Below are 12,594 nucleotides of genomic sequence, written 5' to 3' on the forward strand. Positions count from 1 at the left end.
AGCAACAACAGCAACAACAGCAACAACAGCAACAACAGCAACAACAGCAACAACAGCAACAACACCAACAACAACAGTTGATATCAACACCATCTCCTGTTCAAATGGAATCAAAACCAATAGAAAAAGTAAATTCAAGTCAATACCAATTCCCGACGATGGATCTTTTAAATCCACCTCTCCTTCGTTTTGCTCAGGAGAATCTCGAGTGGACACAAAATCAGGAGGAGCTCTTAAACGAGGCGCTTAAAAATTTTGGTGTTCGTGCGAAGGTTGTTAATGTTACCCAAGGTCCAGCCGTCACACGATTCGAGGTTCAACCAGAGCCGGGGGTGAAGGTTAACAAAATTACTAATCTATCAGATGATATTAAACTAAGCCTTGCAGCCAAAGATATTCGGATTGAAGCTCCTATACCAGGTAAACATACGATTGGAATCGAGGTACCAAACAAAAAGAGTCGCCCGGTGTTGATATCCGAAATTATTAAAAGCGATACTTTCCGGAATAGTTCTTCACCACTAACCGCTGTTCTTGGATTGGATATTTCCGGTGCCCCTGTCGTAACGGATTTAAAGAAAATGCCGCACGGCTTAATTGCAGGTGCGACAGGATCAGGAAAGAGTGTATGTATAAATTCTATTTTAGTGTCGTTGCTTTATAAGGCTAGTCCAGAAGAATTAAAGCTACTGTTAATTGATCCAAAAATGGTAGAACTAGCGCCATATAATCATATTCCACATCTGGTCAGCCCGGTGATTACTGATGTAAAAGCGGCCACGGCAGCGTTAAAGTGGGCGGTTGATGAAATGGAACGACGTTATGAGCTATTTGCCCATACGGGGGTTAGGGACATAAATCGCTTTAATGAGATTGCTGAGGATCATAAACGCTATTCTGATAAGTTACCTTTTATTGTCATTATCATTGATGAGTTAGCTGATTTAATGATGATGTCACCAGCAGATGTTGAGGAATCGATTTGTCGGATTGCCCAAAAAGCTCGTGCTTGTGGAATACATTTAATCATTGCTACACAGCGACCGTCGGTAGATGTCATTACTGGTTTGATAAAAGCAAATGTGCCGACAAGAACGGCCTTTTCGGTGTCATCTCAAATTGACTCGAGGACTATTATTGATATTAGCGGAGCTGAAAAATTATTGGGCCGAGGCGACATGCTATTTTTAGAAAATGGGTCATCGAAGCCAGTTCGCCTGCAAGGAACATTTGTTTCTGATGCGGAAATCGATTTAGTTGTTGAACACGTTCGTTTACAGCAAGAGCCGAATTATCTTTTCCAGCAGGAGGAGCTATTAAAAAAGGCGCAAGTCATTGAAGAAGAGGATGAGCTTTTTTATGAGGCGTGCGAATATGTGATTGATCAAGGAGGCGCATCGACTTCTAGCATCCAAAGACGCTTTAAAATTGGCTATAATCGTGCAGCAAGATTGATTGATATGATGGAGAAACAAGGATTTATCTCTGAGCCAAAAGGGAGTAAACCACGAGATGTACTTATTACCTTGGAGGAATTAACCGAAATTCAAGAGAACTCAACTAGTGCATTCCTCTAAAAAATGGTATTCTTTACAAGCGTAAACACAATAATAATACTATGATTTAGGTTTTTTGTGGAAGGGTAGGGGGACTATTCGTTCATTTTTACATTAAAAAATAGTGAACGGAATGAATTAGTGCTATACTGTGTAAATATAGTAAGGGTCACCCTCGCCCTATTTGAAAAATAACAAATTTTATTGAGTTACATATACTATTCTTATGTAAAACTGCTAACGTTTAAAAGTACGATTTGAATTTGAAAAATGGTATGAATATGTAAAAGTTGTTGGTTGGAGGTTCTTTATATGACTATTTACCATTTCGTAGGTATAAAGGGGTCTGGAATGAGTGCCTTGGCACAAATTCTTCATGATATGAACTATGAAGTACAGGGTTCTGATGTTGAAAAGCATTTTTTTACTCAACTAGCTCTTGAAAAATCTGGAATAAAGATCCTTCCCTTTCAAAAGGAAAATATTTCTCCAGGGATGACTATTATCGCTGGTAATGCTTACCCGGATACACACGAGGAAATTCAAGAAGCGATGAAACTCGGATTACCAATTGTTCGCTATCATCGGTTTTTAGGCGATTTTATGCATAATTTCACAAGTGTTGCGGTAACAGGTGCTCATGGTAAAACTTCGACAACTGGCCTATTAGCTCATGTGATGGAAGGGGCTAAGCCCACTTCCTTTTTAATCGGTGATGGGACAGGAAAAGGAGAACAAGAAGCAGAATATTTTGTGTTTGAGGCCTGTGAATATCGCAGACATTTTCTTTCCTATTTCCCTGATTACGCGATTATGACGAATATTGATTTTGATCATCCTGATTATTTTGCTAATTTAGAGGATGTAATTGAAGCATTTCAGGAAATGGCTGTCCAAGTGAAAAAAGGAATTATCGCCTGTGGCGATGATGAGCAACTTCAACGGATTCAAGCGAAAGTTCCTGTTCTTTTTTATGGTTTTAACGAGGAAAATGATTTCCAAGCTAGGAATATTGTTAAGACAACAGAGGGTACTACTTTTGATGTTTTTGTCAGAAATACTTTTTTTGAAACCTTCTCAATTCCAACATTTGGTAATCATAATGTATTAAATTCGCTAGCGGTTATTGCCATCTGTCATTACGAGAATCTAGATCCACAAATTGTAAAAGCTCAACTGATGACCTTTAAAGGTGTGAAAAGAAGGTTTACCGAAAAGCAGGTTCATGGCCAGGTGATTATCGATGATTACGCCCATCATCCTACCGAAATTAAAGCAACAGTAGAGGCGGCAAGACAAAAATTTCCTGACCGTGAGATTGTGGTGGTATTCCAGCCACATACCTTTACCCGAACGCAAACCTTTTTAGATGATTTTGCCGAAAGCTTAAATTTAGCTGACCAAGTATATTTATGTGAAATTTTTGGCTCGGCGCGTGAAAATCATGGCAAGTTATCGATTGTCGATTTACAGGCGAAAATTCCTGGGGCCGCCATTATAAACGAAGAAAGCACAATTGAATTAAAGAAACATGAAAACAGTGTCATCATTTTTATGGGAGCTGGCGACATTCAAAAGTTCCAAGAAGCATACGAGCGACAATTAGCATAAAAAAAGGGGTCGGAACAATAGTTCCGGCCCCTTCTTATTTATTTTAAATTCTCCGGGTTTAATCCTTCTAATTCAGGCAACACAAAACGGCCATCCTTACGAACTAAGACATCGTCAAAATAGATTTCTCCACCACCGTAATCGGGTCTCTGAATATTCACCATATCCCAGTGAATATTAGAACTATTTCCATTAAAGGCATTGTCGTAACATTGACCAGGTGTGAAGTGGAAACTGCCATCAATTTTTTCATCAAATAAAATGTCCTGCATTGGGTGAAGAATATAAGGGTTAACCCCAATCGCAAACTCACCAATATAACGAGCACCTTCATCTGTATCGAAAATTTTATTGATTCGCTCGGTATCATTGGAGGATGCCTCGACAATTTTTCCATCCTTAAAAGTTAGTTTCACATTTTCAAACGTAAATCCTTGATATGGAGATGGCGTATTGTAGGTAATCACACCATTCACAGAATTACGGACAGGGGCGGTGTACACTTCGCCATCTGGAATATTGTAATTTCCAGCACACTTAATGGCTGGGATATCCTTGATAGAGAATGATAAATCCGTTCCCGGACCGGTAATACGGACTTTATCGGTACGATTCATTAATTCGACCAAGCCATCCATTGCCTTACCCATTTTTCCATAATCTAAATTACAGACATTAAAATAAAAATCCTCAAATCCTTCCGTACTCATTTTTGCTAACTGAGCCATCGAAGAAGTTGGGTAACGAAGCACAACCCATTTCGTTTTTGGAACGCGAATTTCACTATGTACTTTGCGACCGATTGTTTTTCCGGAAATTTTCATTTTATCGTCGGGAACATCGGCTAATTCATTAATGTTGTTCCCTGAGCGCAATCCAATATAAGCATCCATTTTGCTCATAACATTGGCTTCAAATTCAGCCATCATATCGTATTGCTCTTCCTGTGCTCCCAGTAAAAGCGCTCGATCTACTTGATGATCTTTTAGTAAAACAAATGGATAGCCACCTGCTGCATAAGCCTCTTTAACGAGTGCAGTGACTAGTTCACGCTGTAGCCCAAAGTTTTCAATGAGGACTTTTTCTCCTTTCTGTAGGTTGCAGGAATAATTAATCAGATTTTTTGCCAATACTTCGATACGCGAATCTCTCATGACTTTCCTCCATTATGTAGGTAAATTGTGAAGCATAATTATATTTTACCCTAAAAAGTATGATTTTGTTTAATTGAAAGCATGACTGTTATTCTCTATACTGTTAAAATATACTAGAGAAAGATAAAAGAGGTGGGCGAGCATGATTATTTCTATTAGTGTAGCCGTGATTGCAGCGGCATTTTTTGTCTTAGTTTTATACTTAGTTAAAACCTTAAAGGCAGTTCAGGGGACGATTGCCTCCGTTTCAAAAACGTTGGCAGGAATTGAAGAGCAACTGGACGGAGTGACCAAGGAAACAACATTACTTCTCCAAAAAACGAATGCTCTTGCGGATGATATCCAAGCAAAATCAGAAAGCTTAAACTCTGTCGTAACAGCGGTAAAGGATGTAGGAACAACCGTACATAAATTTAATCAATCATTAAAAAGCGTGACAGGTGCGTTTGATAAACATATTGAGCAAAATAAAGACCGAGTTTCACAGGTTGTCCAATGGAGCAATGTGTTAATAGAAATAAAGGAAAAATGGAATGCCAAAAAGCAGGAAAAAAAGGATGAGGGAAAGGGCCTTTCAAAGGAAGAAAAAAGGGAAATGGAATTACAGCGACTTCGCTCTCATTCTTAAAAAAAGGAGGTAAGCATAATGGAAAAACAAGAAATTCAAGTAAATGGAAAAAAATCAAGTACAAAGGACTTTTTGCTAGGAGCATTTGTTGGTGGTCTTGTTGGTGCTGCAGCCGCTTTTCTGTTCTCACCCAAGGCAGGTAAGGAGATTCGCGGGACATTAACTGAATTCAAGGATTCTGCATTCAGTAAAAGCGGTGACCTCGTGACTCAAGTGAGGGACCGTACCAAAAATTTGCCTATTTCAATGAAAAGTTCGATGAATGATGGAAAAGATCAAGGTGTAAAAGAAGAACAACCAACGGATTTTGTTCCAATAAAACCGTACGTTCCATCACATGAAGAATTACAACGGAAAATAGAGGAAGCCGAAAAGGCTCTTGAAGAAGAAGAGTTAAAGATGAAGGCTTAGGAGAGGATAGTAATGAAACAAATTCATCACGAAACCCAATTGAAAGAGGTTCTAAATCAAGGTGGAGCAGTTTTTGTACTAAAGCATAGCACTACTTGTCCAATAAGTCAGGCTGCATTTGGGGAATATGAAAAATTTTCAAATGAAAATGCTGAAATAAAGTGTTATTACTTAACCGTACAGGACGCACGCCTACTTTCAAATTATATAGCCGAAACTTATCAGATTCAGCATGAATCGCCTCAAGTCTTTTTATTCAAAAACGGAGAGGTCAAATGGAATGTCTCACACTGGAAAATAACAAATTCAACCTTAACGACGATTTTAAAGGAAAATCAGTAAAAAATTAGCGTGTCAGATCGGAGCAGACCTCCAATTGACACGCTTTTTTATCCAAATACTTTAATACTTTATTGCTTAAAAGCGTTTACTTAATAAAGTATCAGGATGACAAACATCAGACAATCCATTATAATTAAAACATTGCTTGATTATCCTAAAATAATTTCAAAATACAATGGAAAGGACGGGATGTATAGTGAGCAAAGTTGAATTGGATCAGCTTCGTGGAAGAGTAGATGAATTAAACCTGCAGCTACTAAGGCTCATTAATGAAAGAGCAGAACTTGTTCAAGAAATTGGACGAGTGAAGGAAGCTCAAGGCGTCTACCGATACGATCCTGTTCGCGAAAGAGACATGTTAGACCTTATTAAGAAACATAATGATGGTCCGTTTGATAAAGCGACGATTGAACATATATTTAAAGAAATCTTTAAAGCAGGGCTTGATTTGCAAAAGGATGATGACAGTAAGGCGTTGCTTGTTTCACGTAAGAAGAAACGGGAAGATACAATTGTCAATGTAAAAGGAGAATTAATTGGTGATGGCAAGCCACATTTTGTGTTTGGTCCTTGTGCCGTTGAATCCTATGAGCAAACGGCTATCGTTGCCAAAGCCGTAAATGAAAAAGGGCTGAAATTATTACGTGGTGGTGCTTATAAGCCAAGAACTTCACCTTATGATTTCCAGGGACTTGGCCTAGAGGGACTTAAAATTCTAAAACGTGTCGCTGATGAATATAATTTAGCTGTTATTAGTGAAATTGTAGATCCAGCTGATATTGAAACAGCTTGTGAATATATCGATGTTATTCAAATCGGTGCACGCAATATGCAAAACTTTGCCCTTCTAAAAGCGGCAGGAGCTGTTAATAAGCCGATTTTATTAAAACGAGGTCTTGCTGCGACAATCGAGGAGTTTATTTATGCGGCAGAATATATCATGGCGCAAGGTAATGGACAAATTATTCTTTGTGAGCGCGGAATCCGAACTTATGAAAAAGCGACTCGAAATACATTAGATATTTCAGCCGTCCCAATATTAAAACAAGAGACGCATTTACCTGTATTGGTTGATGTGACACATTCGACTGGTCGCCGTGATTTGCTATTACCTGCAGCTAAAGCAGCATTAGCAATTGGGGCAGACGGTGTGATGGCCGAGGTTCATCCTGACCCTGCTGTTGCGCTTTCAGATGCTGCTCAACAAATGAACTTGGAGCAATTTGATCGATTTATGAGTGAAATAGGGTCATTTGCTTATGCTCGTGTTTAATAAATCTGCTCCTCTCAGCCCTTGGTTGAGGGGTGTTTTTTTAATTTTCCCTTGCGACTCTTAACGGCTTGTCGTATGATAAATTCAACTATTCATGTTTGTTTAGTAAATCACAAACCATGATACATGATTAACGATACATATCTTTCCATAAAATAAGATTAGTGAAGTTAGACGAGGGAGTGTTTAGGATGAATGTAACAATTTACGATGTTGCACGTGAAGCAAACGTATCAATGGCAACGGTTTCCCGTGTCGTAAATGGAAACCCAAATGTAAAGCCGGTAACGAGAAAAAAGGTTTTGGAAGTCATCGACCGCTTAGGTTACCGCCCCAATGCGGTGGCAAGAGGTTTAGCTAGTAAAAAGACAACCACCGTCGGAGTAATTATACCTGATATTTCCAACTTGTTCTTTGCAGAGTTGGCGCGTGGAATTGAAGATATTGCAACTATGTATAAATATAATATTATTTTAAGCAACTCTGATGAAAACATGGATAAGGAACTCCATCTTTTAAATACGATGCTCGGAAAACAGGTAGATGGAATCGTTTTTATGAGTGGACATGTTACCCGTGAACATGTAGAAGAATTTGAAAAGTCTCCTGTTCCAATCGTTCTGGCAGGATCAATTGAGGAATCAGGCAAAATTCCTTCCGTGAATATCGATTATGAGCAATCCACCTATGATGCTGTTTTGGAATTCGTTGAAAAAGGACATAAGAATATTGCCTTTGTCACAGGACCTTTACATGAACCAATCAATAAAGAAAAGAAATTGCGCGGATACCAGCGGGCTTTAGCGGAGTCAGGAATCGACTTCCGTGAGGATTTGGTTGTTGAAGGAGATTATACCTACGATGCTGGAATGGAGGCTTTTGAAAAACTTCTTGAAAATGATACGAAACCAACAGCCATTTTTGTCGGAACCGATGAAATGGCTTTAGGGGTTGTTCACGGGGCTGAAGATAAAGGTTACCATATACCAAATGATTTTGAAATTATCAGTTCTGATAATACAAGGTTAACGTTAATGGTTCGCCCGCAATTAACAACCGTTGTTCAACCGCTATATGATATTGGAGCCGTAGCGATGCGACTTTTAACAAAATATATGAACAAAGAAGAGGTAGATGACCATATTGTCGTCTTGCCACATCGTATTGAACATCGTCAATCGACAAAGTAGAAAGAGAGCACCTTATATGGGGTGCTCTTTTAGTCTGACTATGACTGTCCTCGAATAGGGTATAAAGCTCGTTCTACAGTCTGTAGGTTTTTTTCAGTTATCTCTGCTTTCCTAGGGATAGGCGGATAAAGGTCAGCTGGATCTTCCCAGGTTGTTGGCAAAGAAACCGGTGCCAGCGATTGCCACTCTTCCACCCAGCTAGAAGGTAAACTTCCCGAACAATTAGAGTTTTCAGTCATTTCTAGCCAGATATGGGCCCAGGCACGCGGTACTACTCGCCAAATATCATACCCCCCGCCACCGACTGCAATCCATCTACCATCACAGTAAGTGTGGGCAATTTCATGAGCAAGTTTTGGAATCTCCCGAAATATTTTCATCGAGGCCGACAAGTGTGTTAATGGATCAAAATAATGAGAGTCTGCTCCATTTTGCGTGAGAATGACATCCGGTTTAAAAAAAGCAGCAATTTCACGAAGTGACGTACGATAGGCATAGAGCCAAGATTCATCTTCGGTAAAAGCATCTAAAGGAATATTAAAAGAGTAACCATATCCGCTTCCCTGACCACGTTCGGTTATGCTGCCTGTCCCGGGAAACAAATAGCGCCCTGTTTCATGTATCGACAATGTGCAAACACTCGGATCATCATAAAATGACCATTGCACTCCGTCGCCATGATGAGCATCGGTATCTACATAAAGAACGCGGGCATTATATTTTTCCTGTAAATACTTGATTGCCACTGAACTATCGTTATAAACGCAAAAACCAGATGCCTTTCCACGAAAACCATGATGTAGACCACCACCAAGATGAAGGGCATGCTTAGCCTTGCCTGACATCACATAATCAACTGCAGTTAATGTCCCTCCAACTAAAAAGGAACTTGCCTCATGCATATTAGGGAATATAGGGGTATCCTCTGTTCCCAATCCATAGTTTTCGGCTGTTTCAGGAGCTAAGGAACCGCTCCCTGCCAATTTTACAGCTTGGATATAGCTTTTATCATGAATGAGTGCTAACTCTTCTTCTGTGGCCATTTTGGGTGCTACAATCGAGGCGTCGTCAATTGCACCAAGTTTTTTTAACAAATCTAAAGTTAGTTTTAAGCGAAACTGATTAAAGGGATGATGACTATTAAACTTGTATTTTAACAAGTCATCGGAATAAATAAAGATTGAATCATTTGTCATGAGGAAACACCCGGTAAATTTGGCCATAATACATGATGACCTGCTAATTTTAAGTCATTTATTACTGCGACTGGATTCATAGTCTGTAATCTAACAACGATTATTTTATAGTTTTCATCCTTTTTATCAGGATAAACGAGTACGCTCTGAATATTGGCTTTATGTTTTTTTATGATCGTAGAAATCTCTAAGAGCATTCCTGCCTTATTCGGTACTCTTATTTCAATTTGTGATCCAGGTTGATGAGCTCCTGTCAGTTCCACTAAAGTATGGAGAAGATCGGTTTCGGTCACAATTCCGACCAATCGTTGATCCTTAATTATCGGCATACAGCTAATTTTATGCTCATAAAAAAGGGCAGCAATTTCTTCGACAAAATCAAGCGGGTGGCCAGTTATGACATTTTGTTTCATAATTGTAGAGATGGGTTTTTCTAAATCCTCCTTATTTTCATCTGCACGAAAAATCGAAGGGGTAGCATCTTTAATATCTCTGTCAGTAATCAAGCCGATTACATGAAGACCCTCATCAACAATTGGGATATGGCGTATTCTGTTTTTAGCCATCACTCCAATCGCTCTTGAAATCGTATCCTTTGCTGAAAGATAAGCGACCTTTGTTTTCATAATTTCTTCAACGATCATTTTGTTTCCCCCTTAATACATGAAACGATTCATAAATCTTAAGCGGTCAAATTTCTGAATCGACTCTGGATCAACTCGTTTACCAATGCGAGCCATTAAGCAGTTTGCGGGATGTGAACTGATTTCCGGGTCGTCTGTCGCATACCATTCTAATCCGCCTGAATTCATCATTTTCTCCATTACTTTACGATATTCCCATACATTTAAGCCTGTCCCTTTTAGATCCCAATGCCAATAATATTCGGTTGTAATCACAATAAAGTCTTCCATAGCATCGTCCATCATGGCTACATTAATAAGATTTTTCCCAACCGAAAAGCCTCTATATTCTGGAATTACCTCAATCGCACCAAGTTCAATAAGATTTTCCATTTTCCCTTCAGACCATCTTTCCAACGGGTCTGGATATAGGAATGTAACATAGCCTACAATCGTATGTCGATTACGAGCAATAATAATTCTTCCCTCAGGCAAGTCAGCAATTTCTACGAGTGCCCGGTGCTGCTGTGCTGGTGGTCTAAAGGCGACAAGATCTTCGTGAAATTCGTAACCTGCTAGTTTTTCAGATGAAATGGGTCCTTCAATAAATAAATTTCCGTTTGGAGTTTTCAGCTCTTTAGCATTATATATTTTTTTATGTTCCACCTTCGTCACCTCTAAGAATGCATTCACTACCTCTATTATACATAAATTCTGACATTTTTAAGCGCTTTCACTAAATTTTATAGTGATTAGATATATTCTACCTTACATAGGTGTATAAATATTTTAGCAATTTAATAATTTTTTAAAATTGAGAAAATAGTATAAGTATACTATAATAGCTTTAAAATTGTTTTTGAAGTCGAAATAAGGGGATGAGTACTTTGAAGGTGGAAGCGCTACCAGTCATTCATGGCAATCATAATTTAAAAGATTATGCGGAAACTTACAAGAGGTTCGATTGGAAAGAAACAGAAAAACAATTCTCTTGGTCTGAAACAGGTTTGGTCAATATGGCATTTGAGGCGATTGATCGCCACGCAGCAACCTATCGCAAAAATAAAGTAGCCCTTTATTACCGCGATGGTGTGCGAACAGAGAAATATACCTTTAAAGAAATGAAAGAGTATTCGAACCAAGCGGGTAATGTCCTTAAGTCATATGGGGATGTGGAAAAGGGCGACCGAGTGTTCATTTTTATGCCTCGCTCACCGGAATTGTATTTTACCGTGTTAGGTGCGATTAAATTAGGTGCCATCGTGGGACCACTTTTTGAAGCGTTTATGGAAGGTGCCGTTCGCGACCGTTTAGAGGACAGTGGAGCAAAGGTTCTTGTTACCACGCCTGAACTATTAGACCGTGTTCCAGTAAAAGATTTGCCAGAATTGAAAACGATTTTCCTTGTCGGTGATGGGATTGTTGAGGATGGCAAATATTTTGATTTTAATAAGAGATTAAAAGACGCAAGTAAGGAATTGAAAATTGAATGGGTTGAACGCACAGATGGCATGATTCTTCACTATACTTCAGGTTCAACTGGAAAACCTAAAGGGGTTCTCCATGTCCATAACGCGATGATTCAGCAATATCAAACTGCCAAATGGGTATTGGACCTTAAGGATGAGGATGTTTACTGGTGTACAGCTGATCCAGGCTGGGTAACCGGTACATCATATGGAATTTTTGGCCCTTGGCTGACTGGTACTTCGAATGTGATTGTCGGTGGTCGCTTCAAGCCGGAAACCTGGTATCAAGTAATTGAAGATTATGGCGTTACGGTATGGTACAGTGCTCCAACCGCATTTAGAATGTTAATGGGTGCCGGCGATGAAGTGATTAAGAAGTTTAATTTAAAGAGTTTACGCCATATCCTGAGCGTTGGGGAGCCACTGAATCCAGAGGTTGTTCGCTGGGGGATGAAGGTATTCCATCTTCGTATACATGATAACTGGTGGATGACGGAAACTGGTGCACAGTTAATTAGTAACTATCCTTGTATGGAGATTAAGCCTGGATCAATGGGTAAACCGATTCCTGGTGTTAAAGCCGCAATAGTGGACGATCAAGGAAATGAGCTTCCTCCTTATCGCATGGGTAACCTAGCCATTAAAAAAGGTTGGCCATCGATGATGTACACAATTTGGAACAACCCAGCAAAATACGAATCCTATTTTATGCCTGGTGACTGGTATGTCTCAGGGGATTCCGCCTATATGGATGAAGACGGCTACTTCTGGTTCCAGGGTCGAGTAGACGACGTGATTATGACGTCAGGTGAACGCGTCGGTCCATTTGAAGTGGAAAGTAAATTAGTCGAACATCCCGCCATTGCCGAGGCCGGTGTAATTGGTAAACCGGACCCTGTTCGCGGTGAAATCATTAAAGCATTTGTAGCGTTACGCGAAGGTTACGAAGCAACAGAGGAATTAAAGGAAGAAATTCGTCAGTTTGTTAAGAAAGGCCTTGCGGCACATGCTGCACCACGCGAAATCGATTTCCGTGATAAGTTGCCAAAAACAAGAAGCGGTAAAATCATGCGCCGCGTCCTTAAAGCATGGGAACTCAACCTTCCAACAGGCGACCTATCGACGATGGAAGATTAAAAAC

12 protein-coding genes are annotated in these 12,594 nt (G+C 39.6%); 8 read left to right on the top strand and 4 right to left on the bottom strand.

The window, feature by feature from the left end; all coding sequences use genetic code 11:
* Window positions 1-1,577: DNA translocase FtsK (locus tag ACX9YW_RS10365; protein ID WP_460345927.1), on the top strand; the 1,577-nt coding region annotated here is incomplete at its 5' end.
* A gap of 291 nt (window positions 1,578-1,868) precedes the next feature.
* Window positions 1,869-3,167 carry a UDP-N-acetylmuramate--L-alanine ligase gene (gene murC, locus ACX9YW_RS10370; RefSeq protein ID WP_460345930.1) on the top strand — a complete coding sequence of 433 codons (1,299 nt, stop codon included), beginning with the start codon at window positions 1,869-1,871 and terminating at the stop codon, window positions 3,165-3,167.
* Between the two features lie 38 nt (window positions 3,168-3,205).
* Here the strand turns inward: murC and ACX9YW_RS10375 are convergent, their stop codons facing one another.
* Window positions 3,206-4,321, bottom strand: coding sequence for an aminopeptidase (locus tag ACX9YW_RS10375; protein ID WP_460345933.1), 1,116 nt, complete (start codon window positions 4,319-4,321; stop codon window positions 3,206-3,208).
* 142 nt (window positions 4,322-4,463) lie between these two features.
* On the opposite strand from ACX9YW_RS10375, the gene ACX9YW_RS10380 reads away from it, so the two are divergent.
* The 5 genes from ACX9YW_RS10380 (at window position 4,464) to ccpA (ending at window position 8,165) form a co-directional block, all read left to right on the top strand.
* Complete coding sequence (locus ACX9YW_RS10380; RefSeq protein WP_460345935.1) at window positions 4,464-4,949, top strand: DUF948 domain-containing protein; 486 nt, start codon at window positions 4,464-4,466, stop codon at window positions 4,947-4,949.
* A gap of 18 nt (window positions 4,950-4,967) precedes the next feature.
* Entirely contained in the window at window positions 4,968-5,360 is a 393-nt protein-coding gene (locus ACX9YW_RS10385) for a YtxH domain-containing protein (protein ID WP_460345938.1), read from the top strand.
* 6 nt (window positions 5,361-5,366) lie between these two features.
* Window positions 5,367-5,702, top strand: a complete 336-nt coding sequence (gene ytxJ, locus ACX9YW_RS10390; RefSeq protein ID WP_460346312.1) for a bacillithiol system redox-active protein YtxJ — start codon at window positions 5,367-5,369, stop codon at window positions 5,700-5,702.
* Between the two features lie 196 nt (window positions 5,703-5,898).
* Window positions 5,899-6,975: a bifunctional 3-deoxy-7-phosphoheptulonate synthase/chorismate mutase gene (locus ACX9YW_RS10395; RefSeq protein ID WP_460345941.1), complete on the top strand. Its 1,077-nt coding sequence runs from the start codon at window positions 5,899-5,901 to the stop codon at window positions 6,973-6,975.
* 191 nt (window positions 6,976-7,166) lie between these two features.
* Window positions 7,167-8,165: a catabolite control protein A gene (ccpA, locus tag ACX9YW_RS10400; RefSeq protein ID WP_460345944.1), complete on the top strand. Its 999-nt coding sequence runs from the start codon at window positions 7,167-7,169 to the stop codon at window positions 8,163-8,165.
* A 38-nt stretch (window positions 8,166-8,203) separates the two neighbouring features.
* On the opposite strand, the gene ACX9YW_RS10405 is transcribed toward ccpA, so the two are convergent.
* Genes ACX9YW_RS10405 through ACX9YW_RS10415 form a run of 3 tightly spaced genes read right to left on the bottom strand, consistent with a single transcriptional unit; the run spans window position 8,204 to window position 10,650 of the window.
* A complete protein-coding gene (locus ACX9YW_RS10405; protein WP_460345947.1) occupies window positions 8,204-9,361 on the bottom strand; it encodes an acetoin utilization protein AcuC in 1,158 nt (385 codons plus the stop codon).
* Window positions 9,358-10,005 (bottom strand): acetoin utilization AcuB family protein, encoded by a 648-nt coding sequence (locus tag ACX9YW_RS10410; protein WP_460345950.1) that lies wholly within the window; start codon window positions 10,003-10,005, stop codon window positions 9,358-9,360. The genes ACX9YW_RS10405 and ACX9YW_RS10410 overlap by 4 nt, the downstream gene beginning before the upstream one ends.
* A 12-nt stretch (window positions 10,006-10,017) precedes the next feature.
* Entirely contained in the window at window positions 10,018-10,650 is a 633-nt protein-coding gene (locus tag ACX9YW_RS10415; protein WP_460345953.1) for a GNAT family N-acetyltransferase, read from the bottom strand.
* A gap of 221 nt (window positions 10,651-10,871) precedes the next feature.
* Here ACX9YW_RS10415 and acsA point away from each other — a divergent pair, with 221 nt between their 5' ends.
* Window positions 10,872-12,590 carry an acetate--CoA ligase gene (acsA, locus tag ACX9YW_RS10420; RefSeq protein ID WP_460345956.1) on the top strand — a complete coding sequence of 573 codons (1,719 nt, stop codon included), beginning with the start codon at window positions 10,872-10,874 and terminating at the stop codon, window positions 12,588-12,590.
* The last annotated feature ends 4 nt before the right edge of the window (window positions 12,591-12,594 follow it).

The sequence above is a fragment of the Pseudoneobacillus rhizolycopersici genome (assembly GCF_054786815.1).